The sequence below is a fragment of the Streptococcus sp. ST14 genome (assembly GCF_046098195.1).
Taxonomy (GTDB): Bacteria; Bacillota; Bacilli; order Lactobacillales; family Streptococcaceae; genus Streptococcus.
In genome coordinates, this window is sequence record NZ_JBJUSF010000027.1 from 1 (window position 1) to 23,578 (window position 23,578).

Genomic DNA, 23,578 nt, shown 5'->3' on the forward strand with positions numbered 1-23,578 from the left:
ATCAAAAAAGAAAGGACGAAATTTGTCCTTTCTCGAGCTTAGCTTTTCATCAACCCACTACAGTTGACAAAGAGCCAATAAAAAAATAGGAAGGGAAGAGTTAATCTTCTCTTTTTGGTTTATACTGCAGAAGTTTGACAAAATCGTCAGACTTTTTTCATTTTTATGAGAAACGTGCTAACTGCTAGAAATTATGGTAAAATAGAGTGTTAAGTAATCGTGGAAAAGGAAGACTATGCGTAAAGAAATTGCACCTGAATTATATAACTATAACAAGTTTCCTGGCCCAGAATTTCATGTAAATGGGGATAAGGTTGAGACTGAAGGGATTGCTTTTACCTTGGTTGAAAATATCAAGGATGCTTTCGATGTGACAGTCTTTAATCAACGCTTTTCAGAAGTGTTGACCAAGTTTGATTATGTCGTGGGGGACTGGAGTAATGAACAGCTCCGCCTACGTGGTTTTTACAAAGACGATCGAACAGAGGAAAAAATTGAAAAGATCAGTCGCTTACAGGACTATCTTTTAGAGTACTGTAGTTATGGTTGTGCCTATTTTGTTCTAGAAAATCAAGCACCGAAACGGGCTTCATTTGACAAAAAAATGCGTAAAAAGGATGAGGAAAACCTTCCTAGAAGAGGCAAGAAACCTTCGCAAAACAAGAGAAAACCAAATGCCGATAAGCGAAATAGACGTCGTCATAAGGACCAAAAGTCTCAGAAAGAGGACAAGGGACAGCGCCATTTTGTCATTCGTCAGAAATAGATAGAGAATAAGGAGAAGAGATGAAACCGTCTATTTATAGTTTAACACGTCAAACCATGCAAGAATGGGTTTTAGAACAAGGAGAAAAGAAATTCCGAGCAGATCAAATCTGGGAATGGCTCTACCGTAAACGTGTCCAGTCGTTTGAAGAAATGACCAACCTTTCCAAGGATTTGATTGCCAAACTCAATGACCAGTTTGTCGTAAATCCTTTGAAACAACGGATTGTACAAGAGTCAGCTGATGGTACCGTTAAGTATCTTTTTGAGTTGCCAGATGGCATGTTGATTGAGACAGTACTCATGCGTCAACACTACGGTTTGTCAGTCTGTGTGACCACTCAGGTTGGCTGTAATATTGGTTGTACCTTCTGTGCATCAGGCTTGATCAAGAAGCAACGTGACCTCAATAACGGGGAAATCGTAGCGCAGATCATGCTAGTTCAGAAATACTTTGATGAACGTGGTCAGGATGAACGTGTCAGCCATATCGTTGTTATGGGAATTGGTGAACCATTTGATAATTACAACAATGTTTTGAATTTTGTCCGTACCATCAATGATGACAAGGGGATGGCAATCGGTGCTCGTCACATCACGGTTTCAACCTCAGGTTTGGCCCATAAAATTCGTGACTTTGCTAATGAAGGCGTACAGGTCAATCTGGCTGTGTCTCTTCACGCACCCAATAATGAATTGCGCTCAAGCATCATGAAGATCAACCGTGCCTTTCCGATTGAAAAGCTCTTTGCAGCTATTGAGTACTATATCGAAACAACCAATCGCCGTGTGACCTTTGAATATATCATGCTCAATGAAGTCAATGATAGTGTAGAACAAGCCTTGGAGTTGGCGGAGTTGCTCAAGAACATCAAGAAATTGTCTTATGTAAACTTGATTCCTTATAACCCTGTTAGTGAGCATGACCAATATAGCCGTAGTCCTAAAGAGCGCGTGATGGCCTTCTACGATACCCTCAAGAAAAAAGGGGTCAACTGTGTTGTCCGTCAAGAGCATGGTACAGATATTGATGCAGCTTGTGGACAATTACGCTCCAATACAATGAAACGTGACCGCCAGAAGGCAGTCGCAGCGGTAAATCCATAAAATGACTAGAAAAAGAGAATTAATCTTAAGATTAGGAGTGGCTATTTACAGTCTTTGCATTGCCTGTTTTTGTTTTACTCCCCAGCCTCAACTTCCTACAGGAGTGGAAACTCCAGGTATTCAAACTTTTGGACGCCTGGTTTTTCTTTTAACTCCCTTAAACTCCCTTTGGAATCTGGGTGAAGTGACTAGTTTTGGACAAGTCATTTGGATCTTTTTGCAGAACATTTTAAATGTCTTTTTGCTCTTCCCTCTGGTCTTTCAACTGCTCTACCTCTGTCCAAACTTACGAAAAACGAAAAAAATCATCCTTCTCAGCTTTCTACTGAGCCTAGGAATCGAGTGTACGCAGCTGGTCTTAGACTTTTTCTTTGATTTTAATCGCGTCTTTGAGATTGATGATTTGTGGACCAATACCCTGGGAGGCTATTTGGCTTGGCTCCTCTATAAAGGACTACATAAAAATAAGATAAGGAATTAGAATGAGTATTTTAGAAGTTAAAAATTTAAGTCACGGTTTTGGTGACCGTGCAATTTTTGAAGATGTGTCTTTCCGTCTCCTCAAGGGAGAACATATCGGTCTAGTCGGTGCCAATGGTGAAGGGAAATCAACCTTTATGAGCATTGTGACTGGTAAGATGTTACCAGATGAAGGGAAGGTAGAGTGGTCTAAGTATGTGACTGCTGGCTACCTGGATCAGCATGCTGTGCTAAAGGAAGGCCAAACCGTGCGAGATGTCTTGCGGACAGCCTTTGATGAGCTATTTAAAGCAGAAGCTCGTATCAATGACCTCTATATGGAAATGGCCGAAGACGGAGCGGATATCGATGCGCTGATGGAAGAAGTTGGCGAACTCCAAGACCGTTTGGAGAGTCGTGATTTCTATACTTTGGATGCTAAGATTGATGAAGTAGCGCGTGCCCTCGGTGTCATGGACTATGGCATGGATACAGATGTAACAGCCTTATCAGGTGGACAAAGAACCAAGGTGCTTTTGGCTAAACTCCTCCTTGAAAAACCAGATATTTTGTTGCTTGACGAGCCAACCAACTACTTGGATGCTGAGCATATTGACTGGCTCAAGCGTTATCTCCAAAACTATGAAAATGCTTTTGTCCTTATTTCGCATGATATTCCTTTCCTCAACGACGTAATCAATATCGTCTATCATGTTGAAAATCAACAATTGACTCGCTATTCTGGTGACTACTACCAGTTCCAAGAAGTCTATGCTATGAAGAAATCTCAGTTAGAAGCGGCTTATGAACGTCAACAGAAAGAGATTGCAGACCTCAAGGATTTCGTGGCTCGAAACAAAGCCCGTGTTGCAACGCGTAACATGGCCATGTCTCGCCAGAAGAAATTGGATAAGATGGACATTATCGAGCTTCAAAGTGAGAAACCAAAACCGTCCTTTGATTTTAAACCAGCTCGTACACCAGGTCGCTTTATCTTCCAAGCCAAGGATTTGCAGATTGGTTACGACCGCCCACTTACAAAACCATTAAATCTTACCTTTGAACGCAATCAGAAGGTTGCCATTATTGGAGCCAATGGTATCGGGAAAACAACCCTCTTGAAGTCTCTCTTGGGAATTATTCCTCCCATCGCTGGAGAAGTTGAACGCGGTGATTACCTAGAACTTGGTTACTTTGAGCAAGAAGTAGAAGGTGGCAATCGCCAGACGCCTCTAGAAGCGGTCTGGAATGCCTTTCCAGCCCTTAACCAAGCAGAAGTACGTGCAGCCCTTGCTCGTTGTGGCTTGACAACTAAGCACATCGAAAGTCAGATTCAGGTCTTATCAGGTGGAGAACAAGCCAAGGTGCGTTTCTGTCTCTTGATGAATCGTGAAAACAACGTTTTAGTACTTGACGAGCCGACCAACCACCTAGATGTGGATGCTAAGGAAGAACTCAAACGCGCTCTCAAAGAATACAAGGGTTCTATCCTTATGGTTTGCCACGAACCAGACTTCTATGAAGGCTGGATGGACCAAATCTGGGACTTTAACAAGCTAACTTAAAAGCACTAAAAAGGCCAAGTCGAAATGACTTGGCTTTTTTGACTAGTAATTTAAAAAGCTTTCAACTTCAGATTTCTCAATTTCTTTACCGTAGTGGCAAATCGGACAAGAAACGAAGTAGCTTTTACCATAAGGGAAAAGTGGAATCCAGTAGAGGGTGAACTTGCGCCCAGTTTCTACGATCTCCCAAGCGTCGACATTGTTACAGTGACCACATTCGATCGCAGTTTGCGTATGTCCCAAATCTTTCTGATAACCTTTAGAACCCCAAAATAAAATCATGTCATCGTCTCCTTATCTGTTGATGGCTTATTTTTTGCTGAAGTCGTAGTCTTTCACCACTTCGATACTATCAATGGTGATAGCAGAAGTCGGTTTGTCTTTCTCATCTTTTTCAGCCTTGGCAATCTTGTCGACAACGTCCATACCATCGATGACTTGACCAAATACAGGGTGTTTGCCGTCTAGACTTGGATTTCCACCTTCTTTATAGGCTTCGATGATTTTCTTTGGATACTTGCTTGTAGGGAGTTTAGCTGAAATATCTGTTGAATTTTGGTTGATGAAGAATTGGCTACCGTTGGTGTTTGGTTGACCAGTGTTAGCCATAGCAAGGGCTCCTCGGATATTGTATAGGTAAGGAGAGATTTCATTTTTGAAACCAGTTCCCTTGTCCTTTGTTTTATCCTTATCATGCCAGATAGATTGGCCCCCTGTACCATCTCCCTTAGGATCTCCAGTTTGGACCATAAAGCCATCGATGACACGGTGGAAGGTGATGCCGTTATAGTAGCCTTCCTTAGCGTGAGTAAGGAAGTTTTCAACCGCAAGAGGTGCTAGTTTAGGAAAGAGTTTGATGCGGATATCGCCTTGATTTGTGTGTAAAATAACCTCGGCTTCATCATCAGCAACTTCCTTAGAAAGTTGAGGGAAGTTGGCATTGTCATTGGTCAAAGCGTCATTCAAATCTTTGGCAGCCTGAGCAGCTGCTTTAGAACTTTCTTCAGCTGAGATACTAGAGTCGACATAGTCATCACCACGGAGACCACGTTGGATACTAGTACATCCAGCAAGGGCTACAGTTGATAGTAAAAGAAGGGTTGCTAGTTTTTTCATTGTTTTCCTCTCAAAAATTCATTTCTACTATTGTACCTTAAAAGGGAGGTGATTTCAAATGTTAATGATTTTACCAAAAATTTCTAGTAGTTAAAAAAAATCAAAACTCTGTCAAGTTTTTTTCTTGACACCTGTCAAAAATCTGCTATAATAGAACATGTGCTAAATAGCTCAGCTATTTCACCGAAATAAAAAATAAGAAAAGAGACATTAAAAAATGGCAGTTAAAATCCGTTTGACTCGTATGGGTTCTAAGAAAAAACCTTTCTACCGTATCAACGTAGCAGATTCACGTTCACCACGTGACGGACGTTTCATCGAAACAGTTGGAACTTACAACCCACTTGTTGCTGAAAACCAAGTGACTTTGAAAGAAGACCGCGTTCTTGCATGGTTGGCTGATGGAGCTCAACCTTCAGATACAGTACGCAACATCCTTTCAAAAGAAGGCGTATTGAAAAAATTCCACGATTCTAAATTCTCAAAATAAGTTTAAAGTAGGTTGACAGATGGATACGATTGAAAATCTCATTATTGCGATTGTGAAACCTTTGATTTCACAACCAGATGCCTTAACTATTAAGATTGAAGACACACCAGACTTTTTGGAGTATCACTTGGATCTTGACCAGAGCGATGTCGGTCGTGTTATCGGTCGTAAAGGTCGCACTATCTCAGCGATAAGAACGATTGTCTACTCTGTCCCAACTGAAGACAAGAAAGTAAGAATCGTTATCGACGAAAAATAAGAAAAGCGGGACAGAAGTCTCGCTTTTTTGTGAGGAGGAGAAGATGAAAGATTTAACATTTAGACAATTACAAGCCTATTTACTCGAACATTACCAGCAGTCTCGGACTGAGGAGGGACTCTTTATCAAGCTAGTGGAGGAAGTCGGAGAAGTTGCGGAGGTTTTGAATGGACGTTCCGGTCGAAAAGAGGGTGTCCAGGACTCAAATGAGGAACTAGCCAAAGAACTGGCTGATATCATTCACTACACCGTCGCAATCGCGACCATAAACGACATTGATCTAACCAAAACCATCTATGAGAAAGATAAAAAAGCAGCCATTAAGTACCAACATGAACGAGATTTGGAAGAATTTTTGGATAACTTCCAAGAGAACTAGGAGTAATCTCTTTTCACTAATATGAAAGGTTTCTCCTAGCTTACGCTAGCTAGTAAGAAAGAATGAGAAAGCAATGAGACCAGAGGATTATGCATGGAATGAGTTTGAACGAACTGCCTATAAGACTAAAATGAATCACCTACCCAGTCCTTACAAAGTTGCCATTTGGGACGACTCTGAGAAAAGATTGGAACTAGAACAAATACTGGATAGACTTCCTCAGAAAGAACTAGCTCGATGGGCATTAGAGAACTCGCAAGATTTCTTATCTTTAATTGATATCGGTGATGAAGGTGAGAAAAATAAAATAATTCGGCAAGCTTATGAGGCTTTTGATGCACGATTGAGAAATGAGTTCTCACCTCATGAGTTGAGAAAAGCAGGTTTCGCAGCAAATCTCCTCTCTAAAAATGCCCAAAATCAAATCGCTAAGTACGCTGCCAGAGTCTTTGTACAAGCTATTTCAACAGCCCATATGAGAGGACACGCCATCGTTTCCGCGGATTATGCTATTAAAGTAAGGAATCTCCAAGAGGCAGATAAGTTAGAACTTGTGAGACAAGAACGAGAAAAGCAGATCAGACTGGCTGAATCCTTTTTAGGCAATGTAGTAGATAAATGGTGAAAGAAGGCATATGATACCAATCCTATAAATAGCATCTAGGATTTTACTATGCTAAAATGGATAGACAGTCTCAAAGAATTCTAGTCAATCAATCTTGAGAATAGCTATTTTTAAAGGGAGTAACCATCTATGAACGAGAAAACAAAAGCTTACCTAGCAGCCTTATCCTTTTCAGCAATCATTGGATTTTCTTTTTTATTTACTAAGATTGCTTTAGGCTATGCCAGTCCTCTAACAAACTTAGCGCATCGCTATACAATCGCAGCTTTGGTATTGGTCGTCCTTCATCAAACCAAACTTATCAAAGTGAGTTTAAGTAGAAAAGATATTCTTTCTATTCTTCCTATGAGTCTTTTCTATCCACTTCTCTTTTTTATTTTCCAATCCTTTGCCTTACAGTATATATCGTCTTCTGAAGCGGGGATTCTGCAGGCACTTGTCCCGATTTTTACTCTCCTTTTGGCATCGGTCTTTCTCAAGGAAAAGACAAGTTTGGTGCAAAAGTTCTTTTTAATTTTATCCGTAGCAGGAGTAGTTTTCATTTTCCTTAGTAAAGGAGCAAACTTTAGCACGTAAACTGCTAGCTTGGGCTTTCTCTTGATGTTAGGATCTGTTCTTGCCAATGCGATAAACAATATTCTCAGCAAGGCTAAAGGAGGTCGCTATCGGGCCATGGATATGACAGCTGTTGTGATATTTGTTGGCTTCGTCACCTTTAATACGCTGAGTCTGACCTCGCACTATCTAGAGGGGAACATATTAGCTTACTTTGCGCCGTTTGGACAGCTGCCCTATCTGCTTTCCATCCTCTATTTGGGAATTCTAGCTTCTATCGTGACTGGTAGTCTCTCTATCTATGCTATCGTTCGCCTCGGCGCATCAACCGTCAGTGTCTTTGGCAATCTTGGAACAGTTTTGACCATTCTAGCCGGAGCACTTATCCTCCATGAACCAATTTATAATTACCATGTGATTGGAGCTGCTCTAATTATTGCTGGAATTTTAGGCATGAATTTGATGAGAAAAAAGTAAAGATTGCTTAGCAGTCTTTTTCTTTATCTATGTTGTACAGAAAATTCAAAATTTTTAATGAAATCAAGTTTAGAAAACGACGATTTTAATATAGCATGATAAAATAGATACAAAGAATGATATCAGGATAAAGAGGAGCGAATGTAGAAATGAAGCCAAATGATATAGCTGAAGCTATTGCTTTTTATAACAGAGAACCTGAGGTGTTGGAACGTCACCTTATAGCAGTCGTAGATTGTGATTTGGTTGTTTATCATCGTCCTGGAAACGCAAGTAAAGGGCATATTATTTTTTATCATGGAGCTTGTGGACGTAGTCAGATGTGGGCCCACCAGTATGATGCCTTTGAGGGATTTGACCTCTATTTTGTCAATGTTAGAGGACAGGGTGAATCACCTATGAAAGTTGGCCTTCCCGACTTGGAAGGCGCTGTTCAAGATGTAGATGCTATTTTATCCTATTTTCAGCTAGATAAGGTGATATTGGTTGGTCATTCTTGGGGAGGAAATCCACTTCAAGAGTATACCTATCGCCATCCAGAAAGAGTCCTAGCCTTGGTCATGGTAGATAGTTGGGGACAGCATCGATACTTATCAGAGAAAGAAAGAGGTCGAATCAAATATAGTTCTCTTATGTACAAAACGATTCCTTGGAAAGTGATTGCAGATAAGAACTCAAAAATGTGTACAGATAATCCTATCACAAGAGAATTAGTCAAGACTGCCATTATAGAAACTGGGCGAGATGTTTTTTTGAACCTTGGAATCACAGGTTTCTTGGCAGTCCATGAGATAGAAGGATATAAAGGAAATCCTCCCATGCTATTAGTAAGAGGAGAAAATGATTTTCCCAAACACCTAAAAATAATCTATGATGGTATCATTGCTCTAAATCCCAATGCGCGTCAAGTAACGATTTCAGACAGCAAACACCAACCGATGAATGACCACCCTATAGAGTTTAATCAGATAGTTGGTGATTTTTTTGAAGAAGTAGTAGCCTTGTAAGATAGTACTATCCAACTTGAGAAAATCCTTGGAACGTGATAAAATAAAAGATAAGGATTTTTAATAATTCATTATATAGAATGAGTGGATTTCTTTATGAAGAGGTTTGAAGTATCTACAGAAATTGGTAGCCTCTCTGTTACTTATCAAAAGCAAAAGAAAGTGCTAGTTTGTCTAAACGGAGCAGGTTTGCTACCGAGTTATGAAAATTTTTCGCTTATACTTGAAAAACTTCCTCCTACAATTGGTTATTTGACAATTGATTTTCCGAACACAGGTAGGAGTCCGATTCATGACCAAGCTGGAAAAAATCTAGATAATCTTGCAGATGCGGTTTATGAAGTACTTGAAGAATTAGGAATTTCTGAATATATACTTTGTGCACATAGTTGGAGTGGAATTTTAGCTTGCAAATTACTCGAGAAACCAATTAAGCGTCAGACTTTAGTAGCAATTGAACCGACAACTAAAAAAGTCATGTTTGCTGATTTTTCAGAAAATCCTTATCCAGAAATGGAAGAGCAGATGAGGCTGATTGACGAGTGTGGTCCTGAACTTTATTTTAAGAACTTAACTCAAGCAACATTTAGTCCTGAAACGAATAAAAAAATCTGGGAATTAATGCAAGAAAAAGGCTTAGAGTTGGAAAATCAAGATCCAGAATTTCAGATATCTGGAGAGATTACTGAGGAAGATTTTGAGAATTTGTCGATAGAATCTCATGTCCCTGTATTTATTTTTTGTCAGACTTATAGAGAAAAAGAGTACAGAGAATCAGAATATTGGACTTCCAATACTAAACTCATTTTAGGAAGGAATCACCATTATTTACAATGGTCAGAATAGGAAAAAATTGCGGCTATTATTCGAGAATTGTCAGAATAAGATGGAAAAAAGGAGATTACAGGAGACAAGATGAACTACTTTAATGTTGGGAAAATCGTTAATACGCAGGGTCTACAGGGTGAGATGCGAGTCTTGTCTGTGACGGATTTTGCAGAAGAACGGTTTAAAAAAGGAGCTGAGCTGGCTTTGTTTGATGAAAAAGATCAGTTTGTTCAAACAGTGACCATTGCTAGCCACCGTAAACAGAAGAACTTTGACATTATTAAATTCAAAGACATGTACCATATCAATGCTATTGAAAAGTATAAGGGATACAGTCTCAAGGTTGCTGAGGAAGATTTGAATGACCTAGACGATGGTGAATTTTATTATCACGAGATTATCGGTTTGGAAGTCTATGAGGGTGATAACTTGATTGGAACCATCAAGGAAATCCTGCAACCAGGTGCCAACGATGTCTGGGTGGTCAAGCGAAAAGGTAAACGTGATTTATTATTGCCTTATATCCCACCAGTGGTTCTCAATGTTGATATTCCAAATAAACGGGTCGATGTGGAAATCTTAGAAGGGTTAGACGATGAAGATTGATATTTTAACCCTCTTTCCAGAGATGTTTTCTCCACTGGAGCACTCAATTGTTGGAAAGGCTCGAGAAAAAGGGCTCTTGGATATCCAGTATCATAATTTTCGAGAATATGCTGAAAAGGCCCGTCACGTCGACGATGAGCCCTATGGAGGCGGTCAGGGGATGTTGCTGCGAGCACAGCCTATTTTCGATGCCTTTGATGCTATTGAAAAGAAAAATCCGCGCGTCATTCTCCTCGATCCTGCTGGAAAGCAGTTTGATCAGGCTTATGCTGAGGATTTGTCCCAAGAGGAAGAGCTAATCTTTATCTGTGGGCACTACGAGGGTTATGATGAGCGCATTAAGACCTTGGTGACAGATGAGATTTCCTTGGGCGACTATGTCTTGACTGGTGGAGAGTTGGCGGCTATGACCATGATTGATGCTACGGTACGCCTGATTCCAGAAGTGATTGGCAAGGAGTCTAGCCACCAAGATGATAGTTTTTCTTCAGGCCTTCTTGAATACCCTCAGTACACACGTCCCTATGATTATCGAGGAATGGTCGTGCCAGATGTATTGATGAGCGGACACCATGAAAAGATTCGTCAGTGGCGATTGTATGAGAGTTTAAAGAAAACCTACGAACGCAGACCGGATTTGCTTGAACATTATCAACTGACAGCAGAAGAAGAAAAAATACTGGCAGAAATCAAAGAAAACAAAGAATAAAGGAGATACCTATGCAAGTAATCAAACGTGATGGAGAAATTGCTGAATTTAATCCAGATAAGATTTACCAAGCTATCTTAAAAGCAGCTCAGACTGTCTATGTATTGACAGATGATTTGCGTCAAAACCTTGCACAAGTCACTAAGAAAGTGGTTTTGGATTTGGAAGAAGCCAAGGTGGAACGTGCTACCATCAGCATGATTCAGTCTTTGGTTGAGCATCGTTTATTGGGTGCAGGTTACATTACTATTGCTGAACACTACATTTCCTATCGTCTACAACGTGACTTGGAAAGAAGTGGTTATGGAGATCATATCGCGGTTCATTTACATTTTGAACAAATTCGCTAAGAAAAAAGAGTGGGATGAAGCAACTACATCTCACTCTTTCTTAAATCTATTTTTTTGGGCTGTTTGGACGGTTGAAGGGACAAAGCGAAGGCGTTGAATATCGCTTATGCGGATAATACGGGTCACATTTTTGGCAAAATTTTTCACGATAATTTGCTGGCGTTGCTGATCGTATTTGATGATATCACCTGTAAAGCTTGTCTCAGACAAGATAAGGTGAACAGCAGTTTGTTTCTGGATAGCCTCTTCAATAGTGGCTGTAAGGGAGTTGGTTTCAGTATGGTCTGGTTGGTCATGTCCATTTAAAAAGTCATGTATTTTATCTAAAACTTGCTGGAATTTATGTCTCATAGTGGCCTCCCTTCTTTTATATCAATATTATATAAAATTTTCCTAAAATCTACAAGATTTTACGAATAATCAAATGAAAGCTAAAAAAGGAGAAGAAAATGGCAGAATTTACATTTAAAATCGAAGAGCACTTGTTGACTCTTTCTGAAAACGAAAAAGGTTGGACCAAGGAAATCAACCGTGTGAGCTTTAATGGTGCCCCTGCAAAGTTCGATATTCGTGCTTGGAGCCCAGACCATACTAAAATGGGCAAAGGGATTACTCTCTCCAATGAAGAATTTCAAACGATGGTGGATGCCTTTAAAGGCAATTAAGTTTTCAAAATGAAAGAAAAGGATATTGAGTCATGACAACTCGATATCCTTTTTTAGTTAGCAAAGTAAGCCTGATTTTTAAGGCGTTGAAATAATGGACGGCTAATAAAACTAATAGCCAGAAGTTTACCAAGGTCTGGGATGATAAAGGGAAATACCCCCACAATAAGAGCTTTTTCAAATGCCATTCCAGCTAGGAAATGCAAGCTGAGAATCCCTCCGACAAAGACAAGGGCATCACCCAAGAGGTTTGCAAGAAAAATATTGACAATCCCACTCTTGCTGTTGGTTAGAGAGGAAGTAAGTCCAGAGTAAACGAGATAAAACCAAAGATAGCCTGCAGTGGGGCCAACTAAAGCCTGAAAACCAGCTCCACCTCCTGCAAAGACAGGAAGACCGATAGCGCCTAGAAGAAGATAGAGTCCAACAGAAAGTACAGCCTCTCTCGGTCTGAAGACAGTAGCAATCAAGCCGATTGCAAAGTTTTGCAGAGTGAAGGGAACGGGTCCAATTGGAAGACTGATTTGTGCCAAAACAGCAATGAGAGCAGCCCCAATAGCAGGGATAGCATAAACGTGAGCTTTTTTCAAAATAGTTAACCTCTTTTCTGATGTATAGTAACTATTATACTCGTAGAGTAATTATTGTCAACCAATTTTTAAAAACAAGGTAACAAAAACTGTAACGGCCGATTTGATTGACAAGAGAAATTTGATAATTGTTTTTTATCGATTTGTAAATCAGTTTTATATATAGATAATCCCATTTTATACATAAAAAATATACTATAAATACTTGACAAACTAAAAAATAAGTGCTACATTAATAAATATAAACGGATACATTTATATGTGTTCAATTTTAAAAGGTGGGGTAGTTATGAGATATTTTAACGACTCTAGATACCATAACGGTGATTAAAAACCTAAATATAATCAATTCATATTAAAGTAATATGGATGGACTAAAAAGGGGACTGTTGCTTATTCTTCATCAAATATTTTAATTAAAGGAGAAGTAAAATGAAAAAAAGAATTAACAAGAAAGCATCTGTTTTTCTAGTCGCAAGTGTTTTAAGTTTTAGCTTTGCTACTGTAGCTAGTATTGTTAGTGCAACTACAGCACACCCTGCTCCAAGTCCCATTATTGATGTATGGGAATATGGTGTAAATGATAACTCTGGTTATTCGAATTACTTTGTTAGTTCTCCAGATAATATTGGTTCAAAATCTTCAGTAACGAATTTTTGGGGAACAGTTAAAGCTCAGGATAAACAAGATTATGGATGGGCATATTCAAGTGCTACAAAATCTTGGAGCGATGTTCGATTAAATGCATATTGGGATTATTATAGATTTTAAAAAATAATTTATGAAAACAAGAGACCCAATTATAAAATAGGGTCTTTTGTAATATGGTAATTGCTTATGAAATTAAAATTATGTATCATTGGATTCTTCTTTTGTTTGATTGCTACAATTGGTCTGGTCACTATTAGTGATACCGAAATCCCCATACCTTTACCAATTGATGGTGCTTTTTCTATCCAAGGAAAAAGTAATCTTTCTAATAATGAAATATACGAAATGGTTCGTGACTTATCAAAAACGGAAAAGGTTACCATTTACAAGCCAATCGTTCAGAGTTCGGGTCAGTTGAAGTATGTAAATTTTGATGATGTAAATAATGAACAATTAAAGTCAGCACCAATAGTAGGGATGTATTACACACTTGGGAAAATGGATGTAGACAGTTTGAAACCACTTACGATGACTGGACTACAAACAGTATATATGGCTTATCCTTGGTATATAGGAGGAATATTACAATTTACTGGAACTTTAAGAATACTGTTAATGGGTTCCATTTACTTAACTTTATTAGTTGTTTTATTTGTTGTTAGGACGAGGCAGATCAAAGAAGGAGTGATACGACGTTCTTTGGGCTTGCCTGTATACGACCTTAGAAGAGAGTATGGCATTTCTCTTATTTTTGAACTGATTATGATGGCTTTATTGATGATTTCTTACAGTTCTTTTTTGGGTAATGGTTTCTTCACCTATAGTTCTAAGTTATTTTTCTCTCTGCTTTTAACGAATTTTATACTATTTCAAATCATTGATCTTATTACTTTTGTTTTATTTTGGTTGACGATTCAGATTGAAAAGCCCATTGAAATTATCAAAAACAAGGCAAAAAACAAGCTTATTTTTGTCGTATGGCTTGCTATTATTTCGATTATCATCTTTGTCTCAGGAATTTTTTTACAAGAAACAAAGAGTAGTCAATCTAGTATTAACATACAGATACAGAATTTAGTACCATGGGACACAGTAAAAGACTGGAGAAGGATTGAATTCCTTGGAATTGAAAGTAACTCTGCTAAAAATGGAGAACTTAGTGATTCAGATGGTAAGTATCTACAGATAGTTGCTGCCTTAAAAAACTTAGATTTTTTATATATAGAACGATCTTCGGCATATGTTCCAGATTTCATGAAAACTTCGCATGTTATAGAAAATTTTTCTAAACAATTAGAAAATGACGGGATAACGAATCCAAAAATAAATAAAGAGTTAATTTATATCAACCAAACGGGTGCTAACTTACAAAATAAAGTGAATGGGACAAACTATCATCTTTTAGATAATAAGATAGCAACCATCTATATTCCTGAGAAGTGGAAAGAAAACCAGAAATCTATTGAGAATACAGTTATAGCAGAACAATTTATTGGAACAAACTATACAAAAGAAGAGCTTGCAGTACAAATAATTCCTGATGGGGAAAAAATTTTTTATTTCAATGAAGATGCTGATGATAATCATAAAATGAAAGAGCTTTTACCAATGGCAAGTGTAGCAGATAGCACAGATAACATTGTTGTTGTGTTAGATACGGACAAAATGATTGAAAACAACAAGTTTTCTTTGGCTAGTAATATAACAACTAAGTCTCTTTTTAGTCCTGAGGCGGTAAATAAAATAAATGAAATGGCTACCCAGTTGAATGTTTCAATGAATCCAGTAGATGTTTACCAAATTGTGAAATTAAAGATCCAGTCCTTAGAGCACCAAATTCTACTTTCACAAATTTTGCAGAAGATAATTTACAGTATTGTCTTTATACTCATTTATCAATATGTCCAACTTTATATTACCCTAAAACAGAATGAATATGTGAAGAAAATCATTTTAGGTCTGTCAAAAACATATATAGCAATTTCAAGTCTCAAGTATTTTATGATGACTATTACAATGGTTATTCTATTTACATTTCTTATGACAGGTCAAATAGAGTTGCTATATATTGGTCTTGCTTCTCTGCTCGTTTTGATGTTGTCAATAATCATGAGTTTTAGAAAATTATCTGAAAGCTACACTAAAATTTTAAAAGGAGATGAAACATGACAATTGACCTTTTGAACGTTTCAAAAAGTTTCGGCTCAAAAAAGATCTTTACAGACTTAAATTTAAAATTTGAATCTGGAAAAAGTTATGCATTGATTGGAGGTTCTGGCTCTGGTAAAAGTACCCTTCTTAATATTATAGGAAGATTAGAAAAAATTGACAGTGGGAATGTTTTAGTTGATAAACAAGATATTTGGAAGATAAAAGAAAGAACTTTTTTTAAAAATACTGTTGGATATGTATTTCAGAATTATTCTTTAATAGATAACAAAACAGTATATGATAATTTGAAACTTATCACTAAAGACAAAAAAACAATAACTGATGTACTTGAAAAAGTAGGACTGTCAAGTGACTATTTACATCAAAAAATATATGAATTGTCTGGAGGGCAGGCTCAACGTGTAGCTATTGCCAGAATGTTAATGAAACCACGTAAAATTATCTTAGCAGATGAGCCTACAGGAGCTTTAGATGGTGAGATTGGAAAAGAAATTATTCGTTTATTATTGAATGAAAGAGATGAAGATAAATATGTCATTATAGCGACGCATGATCCAGCTGTCTATAACGAAGTTGATGTGATCATTGATATGAAAGATATAGGGGATAATGTATGAAAAAGATAATTTATATTGCTTTGATCTTTGTAGCTGGGTTACTTGCCTTCTTCTTTTTTGGAAAACAAATGATTACAAAAGAAAATATCAATAAGCCAACGGTAGAGTTAACAGTCTATACGCTTTCTTCTAGTGATACAGAAAAATGGAATAAAGTGAGACAAGTAGAAACGGAAGAGGCTATATACTTCATAACTGTGAAAGAAGCAGAGTCTTCTGAAGAAGTATTTTCAAACATCATTGCAAATGGAGCTGCTACGGGGTTCGGAGTTCGTGAAGAAGAAGTGAAGAAATTCAATAATGGTTTAGGAGACACTATAGAGGACTCTAAGCATAATAAACTAATTGAAATAGAGTTTTTTACTTTTTCTGATGCTGACGAGGGATTTGTAGTAGCAAACTTTGACTATGGTAAAGAAGAGTTGAATTCTCAGAAAAAAGATATAAAAGAGTTATATAAAAAAATATATGAATCTTTTAAAGAAAAGAATAAATGATTGTATTATAATCCGTGTATTTTGCTATGGTTTGTTAATTGATTTTTGCATATCTTACTTCAACATACTATAAAATAAGACATAAGAAAACGAGTATCTCCAACTACGGAAATACTCGCTTTTTGATATTTAGAAGTGTTTTTTGCTCTGCTTCTTTTGTTTCGATTAACGCATAGTTACAAATTCTTCAGATGCAGTTGGGTGAATCGCCACAGTTGCGTCAAAGTCAGCCTTGGTTGCTCCCATTTTGATAGCAACGGCAAATCCTTGAATCATTTCATCAACGCCGTAACCAATTCCATGAAGTCCGACAACTTTTTCTTCTGAACCAGCTGTGATCAATTTGAAACGAGTTTCTTGACGGTTGCAAGTGCAAGCAGAGTACATAGACGTAAAGCTTGATTTGTAAACCTTGATTTGGTCTTGACCATATTCTTTGATAGCTTGTTCTTCTGTCGAACCAACAGTTCCGATAGCAGGGTGTGAAAAGACGACAGTTGGAATAGTTGTGTAGTCCATTTTAGCAGTTGTTTTTCCGTTAAAGAGACGCTCAGATAATGTACGTCCAGCCTTGATAGCAACTGGAGTTAGTTCTTTTTCGCCTGTCACATCACCTAGAGCGTAGATTCCCTCAACAACAGTATTTTGGTATTCATCTACTTGGATAAAGCCACGTTCGTTCAGAGTCACTCCAGCTTTTTCAAGTTGCAAGCCCTTAACGTTTGGACGGCGTCCTGTAGCCCAGATAACTTGGCTAGCTGTGTGACTAGTACCATCTTCGAAATGAATGGTAATGCCCTTAGCAGTTTTTTCTAACTTGGCAGGGACTTTGTGAGTATGAAGTGGCAAGTTTGTTCTTTCCATTTCCTTTACCAAACCTTCAACGATGTAAGAATCAAAACCACGTAAAGGACGATCGCGGCGAACAAAGAGGTCTGTCTTGACACCAAAGGTGTGGAGTACGCCAGCCAATTCAACGGCAATATAACCCGCGCCTAGAATAGCAACTGACTCTGGCAATTCTTCCCAAGCAAATACATCATCAGAAGAGCCACCTAGCTCAGCACCAGGAATATTAGGAATACTTGGATGAGCACCAGTCGCAATCACGATATGCTTGGCACGAATGAGTTCACCATTTACGCTGACAGTATGAGAATCTACAAATTCAGCATGACCTTCAATCAAGTCTACACCGTTGCGTTTAAAACTGCCATCATAAGAAGAACGAGCGCGATCAATGTAGGCTTCACGATTACGACGTAGGGTTGCAAAGTCAAAGTTAAGATCAGTAGTCTTAAAGCCGTAGTCTTCTCCAAATTGATGGAAAGTCTCAGCAATTTGTGCCCCGTACCACATGATTTTTTTAGGAACACAACCTACGTTGACGCAAGTTCCACCTAGTTTCTTTTCCTCAATAACGGCTGCTTTAGCTCCGTGTTCACCAGCACGGTTCATGGTAGCAATTCCTCCGCTACCTCCACCGATAGCAATGATATCATATTCTCTCATTTAAAACTCCTTTATACTCTTTTAAATAGTAGAGTGTCATTTTTTGATAGTCATATTCTATCTTTTTTTTGATTTGATTGCAAAAATCTGCTACGTTCAAAAAAATTAAAGAAAAGGCTTGCAAAAAGGAAAAATAAAGTGTATTATATAACTAGTACAATGGTAATAAAAATAGATTCCGAACAATAATCAAATCCCGAAATGTCATTATTTCGTTCTGAACTGTTATTGTTTATATATGGTAATTTTTGTATAATATTGTTAAGGACTTTAAATCAAAAAGGAGTTTCATTATGAAGAAGAATCGTAAAGCTAAAAAGTGGCAATTGTATGCAGCAATCGGTGCTGCCAGTGTAGTTGTATTGGGTGCTGGGGGGATTTTGCTCTTTAGACAACCATCTCAGACCGCTGTAAAAGATGAGCCTACTCATCTTGTTGTTGCCAAGGAAGGAAGCCTGGCGTCCTCTGTTTTATTGTCAGGGACAGTAACAGCAAAAAATGAACAATATGTTTATTTTGATGCTAGTAAGGGAGATTTAGATGAAATCCTTGTTTCTGTGGGGGATAAGGTCAGCGAAGGGCAGGCTTTAGTCAAGTACAGTAGTTCAGAAGCCCAGGCGGCCTATGATTCAGCTAGCCGAGCAGTAGCTAAGGCAGATCGTCATATCAATGAACTCAATCAAGCACGAAATGAAGCTGCTTCAGCTCCGGCTCCACAGTTGCCAACGCCAGCAGGAGGCGAAGGAGCTGCAGGGCAAACTCCAGCTCCAGTCTCAGGAAATGCAGTGTCATCTATTGATGCGCAACTAGGTGATGCCCGTGATGCCCGTGCAGATGCAGCGGCACAATTAAGCAAGGCTCAAAGTCAGTTGGATGCAATGACGGTTCTCAGTACCCTAGAGGGAACTGTGGTCGAAGTCAATCGTAACGTTTCCAAATCTCCAACAGGAGCAAGCCAAGTGGTAGTTCATGTCGTAAGCAATGAAAACTTGCAAGTTAAGGGTGAACTATCTGAATACAACCTTGCCAACTTATCTGTCGGTCAAGAAGTAACCTTTACTTCTAAAGTTTACCAAGATAAGAGCTGGACAGGTAAGATTAGCTATATCTCTGACTACCCTAAAAATAATGGCGAAGCAGCAAGTGCAGCGGCTGCAGCAGCAGCTGGTAATTCTGGCTCTAAATATCCATATACCATTGATGTTACGAGTGAAATTGGTGATTTGAAACAAGGATTTTCAGTAAGCGTTGAGGTCAAGAATAAGAGCAAAGCCATTTTGGTTCCTCTAACAAGTGTTGTGACTGAAAATGATAAGAACTATGTCTGGGTGCTTGACGAGCAGAAAAAGGCTAAGAAAGTGGAAGTTGGTTTGGGCAATGCTGATGCAGACAACCAAGAAATCACTTCAGGTCTGACAAATGGAGTCAAGGTCATCAGTAACCCAACGTCTTCTCTAGAGGAAGGAAAAGAGGTGAAGGCTGATGAAGAAACTAATTAGTCTAAAAAATATCTGCAGAAGTTACCGTAATGGTGACCAAGAACTGCAGGTTCTCAAAAATATCAACCTAGAAGTGAATGAGGGTGAGTTTGTTGCCATCATGGGACCCTCTGGGTCTGGTAAGTCCACTCTCATGAATACGATTGGGATGTTGGATACACCAACCAGTGGAGAGTATTATCTTGAAGGCCAAGAAGTGGCGGGACTAGGTGAAAAACAACTAGCCAAGGTCCGTAACCAACAAATCGGATTTGTCTTTCAGCAGTTCTTTCTTCTATCTAAACTTAATGCTCTGCAAAACGTAGAATTGCCCTTGATTTACGCGGGAGTTTCATCTTCAAAACGTCGCAAGTTAGCTGAGGAATATTTAGATAAGGTTGAATTGACAGAACGCAGTCACCATTTGCCTTCAGAATTATCTGGTGGTCAAAAGCAACGTGTGGCTATTGCGCGTGCCTTGGTAAACAATCCTTCTATTATCCTAGCGGACGAACCGACAGGAGCCTTGGATACCAAAACAGGGAACCAAATTATGCAACTATTGGTTGAGTTGAACAAAGAAGGAAAAACCATTATCATGGTAACGCATGAGCCTGAAATCGCTGCTTATGCTAAACGCCAGATTGTCATTCGAGATGGAGTTATTTCGTCTGACAGTTCGCAGTTAGAGAAGGAGGAAAACTAAGATGCAGAATCTGAAATTTGCCTTTTCATCTATCATGGCCCACAAGATGCGCTCTTTTCTCACTATGATTGGGATTATCATTGGTGTTTCATCTGTTGTTGTGATTATGGCTCTAGGTGACTCCCTATCTCGTCAACTCAACAAAGATATGACCAAATCTCAGAAGAATATTAGTGTCTTTTTCTCTTCTAAAAAAAGTAAAGATGGGTCTTTTACTCAGAAACAATCAGCTTTTACGGTTTCTGGAAAAGAAGAGGAAGTTCATGTTGAACCACCAAAACCGCAAGAATCTTGGGTCAAGGAGGCAGCCAAACTGAAGGGAGTGGATAATTACTATGTAACCAACTCAACGAACGCCATTTTGACTTATAAAGATAAAAAGGTTGAAAATGCCAATTTGACAGGTGGAAACAGAACTTATATGGAGGCTGTTAAGAATGAAATTATTGCAGGACGTAGTTTGAGAGAACAAGATTTCAAAGAATTTGCAAGTGTCATTTTGCTTGATGAAGAATTATCCATTAGTCTATTTGGATCTCCTCAAGAGGCTATTAACAAGGTTGTAGAAGTTAATGATTTTAGTTATCGAGTCATTGGTGTTTATACTAGCCCAGAATCTAAAAATTCAAAAATATATGGTTTTGGTGGCTTACCTATTACCACAAATATCTCCCTTGCTGCGAATTTTAATGTAGATGAAATAGCTAGTATTGTCTTTCGAGTGAATGATACCAGTTTAACCCCAACTCTGGGTCCAGAACTGGCACGAAAAATGACAGAGCTTGCAGGCTTACAACAGGGAGAATACCAGGTGGCAGATGAGTCCGTTGTATTTGCAGAAATTCAACAATCGTTTAGTTTTATGACGACGATTATTAGTTCCATCGCAGGGATTTCTCTCTTTGTTGGAGGAACTGGTGTCATGAACATCATGCTGGTTTCGGTGACAGAGCGCACTCGTGAGATTGGTCTTCGTAAGGCTTTGGGCGCAACACGTGCCAATATTTTAATTCAGTTTTTGATTGAATCCATGATTTTGACCTTGTTAGGTGGCTTAATTGGCTTGACAATTGCAAGTGGTTTAACTGCCTTAGCAGGTTTGTTACTGCAAGGTTTAATAGAAGGTATAGAAGTTGGAGTATCAATCCCAGTTGCCCTATTTAGTCTTGCAGTTTCGGCTAGTGTTGGTATGATTTTTGGAGTCTTGCCAGCCAACAAGGCATCGAAACTTGATCCAATTGAAGCCCTTCGTTATGAATGAGATCAACAAGATGGACACTCGTCTATCTTGTTTTTGTATGGATTTCCCTATCGAAATTCATTAAAAATGTGATATAATGAAGTGTTAGAAAAACAGGTTTCATTTGCCTGGAAAGGAAAAATTATGTCTGAAAAAAATTTTTATATTACAACGCCGATTTACTATCCATCTGGGAAACTTCATATCGGTTCTGCCTACACAACTATCGCATGTGATGTCCTAGCACGTTACAAACGCCTGATGGGCTACGATGTATTTTATCTGACAGGTCTTGATGAACATGGTCAGAAAATCCAGCAGAAAGCGGAAGAAGCTGGTATTACACCTCAAGCCTATGTTGATGGAATGGCGGTTGGAGTTAAAGAACTCTGGCAATTACTAGATATCTCATACGATAAATTTATCCGTACAACTGATGACTACCATGAAAAAGTTGTCGCACAAGTCTTTGAACGCTTACTTGCTCAAGATGATATCTACTTGGGTGAATACTCTGGTTGGTATTCAGTATCAGACGAAGAATTCTTTACAGAAAGCCAGCTGGCAGAAGTTTTCCGTGATGAAGCTGGAAATGTGACTGGTGGTATTGCTCCATCAGGTCATGAGGTTGAATGGGTTTCTGAAGAATCATACTTCCTTCGCCTTAGCAAATACCAAGACCGTTTGGTTGAATTTTTCAAATCACATCCTGACTTCATCACTCCAGATGGTCGTCTCAATGAAATGTTGCGTAACTTTATTGAGCCAGGTTTGGAAGACTTAGCGGTTTCTCGTACAACCTTTACCTGGGGTGTGCCAGTCCCTTCCAATCCAAAACACGTTGTCTACGTTTGGTTTGATGCTCTTCTAAATTATGTGACAGCTCTTGGCTACGATCAAGAAGAACACGCTAACTTTGACAAGTTCTGGAATGGAACAGTCTTCCACATGGTAGGGAAAGACATCCTTCGTTTCCACTCAATTTACTGGCCAATCCTTCTCATGATGTTGGATATCAAATTGCCAGAACGTTTGATTGGGCATGGCTGGTTTGTCATGAAAGACGGCAAGATGTCTAAGTCTAAAGGGAACGTTGTCTATCCTGAAATGTTGATAGAGCGTTTTGGTCTCGATCCACTTCGTTACTACCTCATGCGTAGCCTTCCAGTCGGTTCAGACGGAACCTTCACTCCAGAAGACTATGTAGGTCGTATCAACTATGAATTAGCAAATGACCTTGGAAACCTCCTTAACCGTACGGTTTCCATGATTAACAAGTATTTTGATGGGCAAATCCCTGCCTATGTAGAAGGTGTGACAGAGTTTGACAATGCTCTTGCCCAAGTAGCAGAGCAATCTATCACTGACTACCATACTCACATGGAAGCAGTTGACTACCCACGTGCTTTAGAAGCAGTCTGGACCCTTATCTCTCGCACTAACAAATACATTGATGAGACAGCCCCATGGGTCTTGGCTAAGGATGAAGCTCTTCGTGACCAATTGGCAAGTGTCATGAGCCACTTGGCAGCTAGCCTTCGTGTCGTAGCTCACATGATTGAGCCCTTTATGATGGAAACTAGTCGCGCCGTATTGGCACAACTTGGTCTAGCAGAAGTTTCTAGTCTAGAAAACTTGAGCTTGGCAGATTTCCCTGCAGGTGTGACTGTTGTTGCCAAAGGAACACCAATCTTCCCACGTCTGGACATGGAAGAAGAGATTGCCTATATCAAAGAACAAATGGAAGGCAACAAACCAGCCGTCGAAAAAGAATGGAATCCAGATGAAGTTGAACTCAAACTCAACAAGGATGAAATCAAGTTTGAAGACTTCGATAAGGTCGAAATCCGTGTCGCAGAAGTCAAAGAAGTGTCTAAAGTGGAAGGTTCTGACAAGTTGCTCCAATTCCGCCTAGATGCTGGTGATGGTGAAGACCGTCAAATCCTCTCAGGAATTGCCAAATACTATCCAAACGAGCAAGAATTGGTCGGCAAGAAAGTCCAAATCGTTGCCAACCTTAAACCACGCAAGATGATGAAAAAATATGTCAGCCAAGGGATGATTCTCTCAGCTGAACATGAAGGCAAGTTAACCCTTCTCACAGTTGATCCAGCTGTACCAAATGGAAGTGTGATTGGCTAATAGCAAAAAAC

The 23,578-nt window shown here is 38.9% G+C and carries 27 protein-coding genes and 1 pseudogene; 23 read left to right on the forward strand and 5 right to left on the reverse strand.

Going from position 1 to position 23,578, the window contains the following annotated elements; translation table 11 throughout:
• The first annotated feature begins 235 nt into the window (after positions 1 to 235).
• Genes ACIY19_RS08585 through ACIY19_RS08600 form a run of 4 tightly spaced genes read left to right on the forward strand, consistent with a single transcriptional unit; the run spans position 236 to position 3,896 of the window.
• The gene (locus ACIY19_RS08585; RefSeq protein ID WP_223328095.1) at positions 236 to 766 is read left to right on the forward strand and encodes a YutD family protein; all 531 of its coding nucleotides are present in this window, start codon (positions 236 to 238) and stop codon (positions 764 to 766) included.
• 20 nt (positions 767 to 786) lie between these two features.
• Positions 787 to 1,872, forward strand: coding sequence for a 23S rRNA (adenine(2503)-C(2))-methyltransferase RlmN (rlmN, locus tag ACIY19_RS08590; RefSeq protein ID WP_409003196.1), 1,086 nt, complete (start codon positions 787 to 789; stop codon positions 1,870 to 1,872).
• A gap of 1 nt (position 1,873) precedes the next feature.
• Positions 1,874 to 2,353, forward strand: a complete 480-nt coding sequence (locus ACIY19_RS08595; protein ID WP_409003197.1) for a VanZ family protein — start codon at positions 1,874 to 1,876, stop codon at positions 2,351 to 2,353.
• 1 nt (position 2,354) lies between these two features.
• A complete protein-coding gene (locus ACIY19_RS08600; RefSeq protein WP_049485069.1) occupies positions 2,355 to 3,896 on the forward strand; it encodes an ABC-F family ATP-binding cassette domain-containing protein in 1,542 nt (513 codons plus the stop codon).
• 42 nt (positions 3,897 to 3,938) lie between these two features.
• Here ACIY19_RS08600 and ACIY19_RS08605 read toward each other — a convergent pair whose 3' ends face one another.
• Together ACIY19_RS08605 and ACIY19_RS08610 are read right to left on the reverse strand one after the other, a co-directional pair.
• Positions 3,939 to 4,178, reverse strand: coding sequence for a zinc-ribbon domain-containing protein (locus tag ACIY19_RS08605; RefSeq protein ID WP_125825754.1), 240 nt, complete (start codon positions 4,176 to 4,178; stop codon positions 3,939 to 3,941).
• A gap of 27 nt (positions 4,179 to 4,205) precedes the next feature.
• The gene (locus tag ACIY19_RS08610) at positions 4,206 to 5,012 is read right to left on the reverse strand and encodes a peptidylprolyl isomerase (RefSeq protein ID WP_409003198.1); all 807 of its coding nucleotides are present in this window, start codon (positions 5,010 to 5,012) and stop codon (positions 4,206 to 4,208) included.
• A gap of 217 nt (positions 5,013 to 5,229) precedes the next feature.
• Here ACIY19_RS08610 and rpsP point away from each other — a divergent pair, with 217 nt between their 5' ends.
• From rpsP to ACIY19_RS08660, 10 genes and pseudogenes are all read left to right on the forward strand, one after another.
• The gene (rpsP, locus tag ACIY19_RS08615) at positions 5,230 to 5,502 is read left to right on the forward strand and encodes a 30S ribosomal protein S16 (RefSeq protein WP_000268760.1); all 273 of its coding nucleotides are present in this window, start codon (positions 5,230 to 5,232) and stop codon (positions 5,500 to 5,502) included.
• A gap of 19 nt (positions 5,503 to 5,521) precedes the next feature.
• Complete coding sequence (kphA, locus tag ACIY19_RS08620; protein WP_084857660.1) at positions 5,522 to 5,761, forward strand: RNA-binding protein KphA; 240 nt, start codon at positions 5,522 to 5,524, stop codon at positions 5,759 to 5,761.
• Positions 5,762 to 5,804: 43 nt separating this feature from the next.
• Entirely contained in the window at positions 5,805 to 6,140 is a 336-nt protein-coding gene (locus ACIY19_RS08625) for a MazG nucleotide pyrophosphohydrolase domain-containing protein (protein ID WP_409003199.1), read from the forward strand.
• Positions 6,141 to 6,213: 73 nt separating this feature from the next.
• On the forward strand, positions 6,214 to 6,765 hold the full coding sequence (locus tag ACIY19_RS08630) for a putative immunity protein (protein WP_409003200.1): 552 nt from the start codon (positions 6,214 to 6,216) through the stop codon (positions 6,763 to 6,765).
• Positions 6,766 to 6,894: 129 nt separating this feature from the next.
• Positions 6,895 to 7,797: pseudogene (locus tag ACIY19_RS08635) on the forward strand (DMT family transporter).
• 149 nt (positions 7,798 to 7,946) lie between these two features.
• Positions 7,947 to 8,804, forward strand: coding sequence for an alpha/beta fold hydrolase (locus ACIY19_RS08640; protein WP_206283764.1), 858 nt, complete (start codon positions 7,947 to 7,949; stop codon positions 8,802 to 8,804).
• Positions 8,805 to 8,900: 96 nt separating this feature from the next.
• Entirely contained in the window at positions 8,901 to 9,650 is a 750-nt protein-coding gene (locus ACIY19_RS08645; protein ID WP_409003201.1) for an alpha/beta fold hydrolase, read from the forward strand.
• A 69-nt stretch (positions 9,651 to 9,719) separates the two neighbouring features.
• Positions 9,720 to 10,238 carry a ribosome maturation factor RimM gene (gene rimM / locus ACIY19_RS08650; protein ID WP_001105890.1) on the forward strand — a complete coding sequence of 173 codons (519 nt, stop codon included), beginning with the start codon at positions 9,720 to 9,722 and terminating at the stop codon, positions 10,236 to 10,238.
• Complete coding sequence (trmD, locus tag ACIY19_RS08655) at positions 10,228 to 10,947, forward strand: tRNA (guanosine(37)-N1)-methyltransferase TrmD (RefSeq protein WP_409003202.1); 720 nt, start codon at positions 10,228 to 10,230, stop codon at positions 10,945 to 10,947. Before rimM ends, trmD begins: the two co-directional genes overlap by 11 nt.
• A gap of 11 nt (positions 10,948 to 10,958) precedes the next feature.
• Positions 10,959 to 11,297 carry an ATP cone domain-containing protein gene (locus ACIY19_RS08660; RefSeq protein ID WP_001196038.1) on the forward strand — a complete coding sequence of 113 codons (339 nt, stop codon included), beginning with the start codon at positions 10,959 to 10,961 and terminating at the stop codon, positions 11,295 to 11,297.
• A gap of 30 nt (positions 11,298 to 11,327) precedes the next feature.
• Here ACIY19_RS08660 and ACIY19_RS08665 read toward each other — a convergent pair whose 3' ends face one another.
• Positions 11,328 to 11,648, reverse strand: a complete 321-nt coding sequence (locus ACIY19_RS08665) for a hypothetical protein (protein ID WP_409003203.1) — start codon at positions 11,646 to 11,648, stop codon at positions 11,328 to 11,330.
• A gap of 98 nt (positions 11,649 to 11,746) precedes the next feature.
• On the opposite strand from ACIY19_RS08665, the gene ACIY19_RS08670 reads away from it, so the two are divergent.
• Positions 11,747 to 11,962 (forward strand): YdbC family protein, encoded by a 216-nt coding sequence (locus ACIY19_RS08670; RefSeq protein WP_000807437.1) that lies wholly within the window; start codon positions 11,747 to 11,749, stop codon positions 11,960 to 11,962.
• A gap of 53 nt (positions 11,963 to 12,015) precedes the next feature.
• On the opposite strand, the gene ACIY19_RS08675 is transcribed toward ACIY19_RS08670, so the two are convergent.
• Positions 12,016 to 12,552 carry a biotin transporter BioY gene (locus tag ACIY19_RS08675; protein ID WP_261011205.1) on the reverse strand — a complete coding sequence of 179 codons (537 nt, stop codon included), beginning with the start codon at positions 12,550 to 12,552 and terminating at the stop codon, positions 12,016 to 12,018.
• 432 nt (positions 12,553 to 12,984) lie between these two features.
• On the opposite strand from ACIY19_RS08675, the gene ACIY19_RS08680 reads away from it, so the two are divergent.
• From ACIY19_RS08680 to ACIY19_RS08695, 4 genes are all read left to right on the forward strand, one after another.
• Complete coding sequence (locus ACIY19_RS08680; protein ID WP_000746106.1) at positions 12,985 to 13,323, forward strand: hypothetical protein; 339 nt, start codon at positions 12,985 to 12,987, stop codon at positions 13,321 to 13,323.
• A gap of 66 nt (positions 13,324 to 13,389) precedes the next feature.
• Complete coding sequence (locus tag ACIY19_RS08685) at positions 13,390 to 15,372, forward strand: ABC transporter permease (RefSeq protein WP_409003204.1); 1,983 nt, start codon at positions 13,390 to 13,392, stop codon at positions 15,370 to 15,372.
• A complete protein-coding gene (locus ACIY19_RS08690) occupies positions 15,369 to 15,992 on the forward strand; it encodes an ATP-binding cassette domain-containing protein (RefSeq protein WP_000151033.1) in 624 nt (207 codons plus the stop codon). The genes ACIY19_RS08685 and ACIY19_RS08690 overlap by 4 nt, the downstream gene beginning before the upstream one ends.
• On the forward strand, positions 15,989 to 16,489 hold the full coding sequence (locus ACIY19_RS08695; protein WP_409003205.1) for a hypothetical protein: 501 nt from the start codon (positions 15,989 to 15,991) through the stop codon (positions 16,487 to 16,489). Before ACIY19_RS08690 ends, ACIY19_RS08695 begins: the two co-directional genes overlap by 4 nt.
• 165 nt (positions 16,490 to 16,654) lie before the next feature.
• Here the strand turns inward: ACIY19_RS08695 and gor are convergent, their stop codons facing one another.
• A complete protein-coding gene (gene gor / locus ACIY19_RS08700) occupies positions 16,655 to 18,001 on the reverse strand; it encodes a glutathione-disulfide reductase (RefSeq protein ID WP_409003206.1) in 1,347 nt (448 codons plus the stop codon).
• Positions 18,002 to 18,291: 290 nt separating this feature from the next.
• Between gor and ACIY19_RS08705 the strand changes: the two genes are divergently transcribed.
• From ACIY19_RS08705 to metG, 4 genes are all read left to right on the forward strand, one after another.
• Positions 18,292 to 19,500 (forward strand): efflux RND transporter periplasmic adaptor subunit, encoded by a 1,209-nt coding sequence (locus ACIY19_RS08705; RefSeq protein ID WP_409003213.1) that lies wholly within the window; start codon positions 18,292 to 18,294, stop codon positions 19,498 to 19,500.
• Entirely contained in the window at positions 19,484 to 20,185 is a 702-nt protein-coding gene (locus ACIY19_RS08710) for an ABC transporter ATP-binding protein (protein WP_024058005.1), read from the forward strand. Before ACIY19_RS08705 ends, ACIY19_RS08710 begins: the two co-directional genes overlap by 17 nt.
• 1 nt (position 20,186) lies before the next feature.
• Complete coding sequence (locus ACIY19_RS08715; protein ID WP_409003207.1) at positions 20,187 to 21,446, forward strand: ABC transporter permease; 1,260 nt, start codon at positions 20,187 to 20,189, stop codon at positions 21,444 to 21,446.
• 123 nt (positions 21,447 to 21,569) lie between these two features.
• Complete coding sequence (gene metG, locus ACIY19_RS08720; protein ID WP_409003208.1) at positions 21,570 to 23,567, forward strand: methionine--tRNA ligase; 1,998 nt, start codon at positions 21,570 to 21,572, stop codon at positions 23,565 to 23,567.
• Positions 23,568 to 23,578: the final 11 nt, after the last annotated feature.

Excerpts from the sequence above, each read along its gene's own strand:
- kphA (WP_084857660.1), top strand. The coding sequence starts at position 5,522 with ATGGATACGATTGAAAATCTCATTATTGCGATTGTGAAACCTTTGATT.
- ACIY19_RS08630 (WP_409003200.1), top strand. The coding sequence starts at position 6,214 with ATGAGACCAGAGGATTATGCATGGAATGAGTTTGAACGAACTGCCTAT.
- ACIY19_RS08625 (WP_409003199.1), top strand. The coding sequence starts at position 5,805 with ATGAAAGATTTAACATTTAGACAATTACAAGCCTATTTACTCGAACAT.
- ACIY19_RS08710 (WP_024058005.1), top strand. The coding sequence starts at position 19,484 with ATGAAGAAACTAATTAGTCTAAAAAATATCTGCAGAAGTTACCGTAAT.
- ACIY19_RS08610 (WP_409003198.1), bottom strand. The coding sequence starts at position 5,012 with ATGAAAAAACTAGCAACCCTTCTTTTACTATCAACTGTAGCCCTTGCT.
- rimM (WP_001105890.1), top strand. The coding sequence starts at position 9,720 with ATGAACTACTTTAATGTTGGGAAAATCGTTAATACGCAGGGTCTACAG.
- ACIY19_RS08660 (WP_001196038.1), top strand. The coding sequence starts at position 10,959 with ATGCAAGTAATCAAACGTGATGGAGAAATTGCTGAATTTAATCCAGAT.
- gor (WP_409003206.1), bottom strand. The coding sequence starts at position 18,001 with ATGAGAGAATATGATATCATTGCTATCGGTGGAGGTAGCGGAGGAATT.
- ACIY19_RS08665 (WP_409003203.1), bottom strand. The coding sequence starts at position 11,648 with ATGAGACATAAATTCCAGCAAGTTTTAGATAAAATACATGACTTTTTA.
- ACIY19_RS08605 (WP_125825754.1), bottom strand. The coding sequence starts at position 4,178 with ATGATTTTATTTTGGGGTTCTAAAGGTTATCAGAAAGATTTGGGACAT.
- ACIY19_RS08600 (WP_049485069.1), top strand. The coding sequence starts at position 2,355 with ATGAGTATTTTAGAAGTTAAAAATTTAAGTCACGGTTTTGGTGACCGT.
- rpsP (WP_000268760.1), top strand. The coding sequence starts at position 5,230 with ATGGCAGTTAAAATCCGTTTGACTCGTATGGGTTCTAAGAAAAAACCT.
- ACIY19_RS08685 (WP_409003204.1), top strand. The coding sequence starts at position 13,390 with ATGAAATTAAAATTATGTATCATTGGATTCTTCTTTTGTTTGATTGCT.
- ACIY19_RS08715 (WP_409003207.1), top strand. The coding sequence starts at position 20,187 with ATGCAGAATCTGAAATTTGCCTTTTCATCTATCATGGCCCACAAGATG.
- ACIY19_RS08690 (WP_000151033.1), top strand. The coding sequence starts at position 15,369 with ATGACAATTGACCTTTTGAACGTTTCAAAAAGTTTCGGCTCAAAAAAG.
- ACIY19_RS08670 (WP_000807437.1), top strand. The coding sequence starts at position 11,747 with ATGGCAGAATTTACATTTAAAATCGAAGAGCACTTGTTGACTCTTTCT.
- ACIY19_RS08680 (WP_000746106.1), top strand. The coding sequence starts at position 12,985 with ATGAAAAAAAGAATTAACAAGAAAGCATCTGTTTTTCTAGTCGCAAGT.
- ACIY19_RS08585 (WP_223328095.1), top strand. The coding sequence starts at position 236 with ATGCGTAAAGAAATTGCACCTGAATTATATAACTATAACAAGTTTCCT.
- rlmN (WP_409003196.1), top strand. The coding sequence starts at position 787 with ATGAAACCGTCTATTTATAGTTTAACACGTCAAACCATGCAAGAATGG.
- metG (WP_409003208.1), top strand. The coding sequence starts at position 21,570 with ATGTCTGAAAAAAATTTTTATATTACAACGCCGATTTACTATCCATCT.
- ACIY19_RS08695 (WP_409003205.1), top strand. The coding sequence starts at position 15,989 with ATGAAAAAGATAATTTATATTGCTTTGATCTTTGTAGCTGGGTTACTT.
- ACIY19_RS08595 (WP_409003197.1), top strand. The coding sequence starts at position 1,874 with ATGACTAGAAAAAGAGAATTAATCTTAAGATTAGGAGTGGCTATTTAC.
- ACIY19_RS08645 (WP_409003201.1), top strand. The coding sequence starts at position 8,901 with ATGAAGAGGTTTGAAGTATCTACAGAAATTGGTAGCCTCTCTGTTACT.
- ACIY19_RS08640 (WP_206283764.1), top strand. The coding sequence starts at position 7,947 with ATGAAGCCAAATGATATAGCTGAAGCTATTGCTTTTTATAACAGAGAA.
- trmD (WP_409003202.1), top strand. The coding sequence starts at position 10,228 with ATGAAGATTGATATTTTAACCCTCTTTCCAGAGATGTTTTCTCCACTG.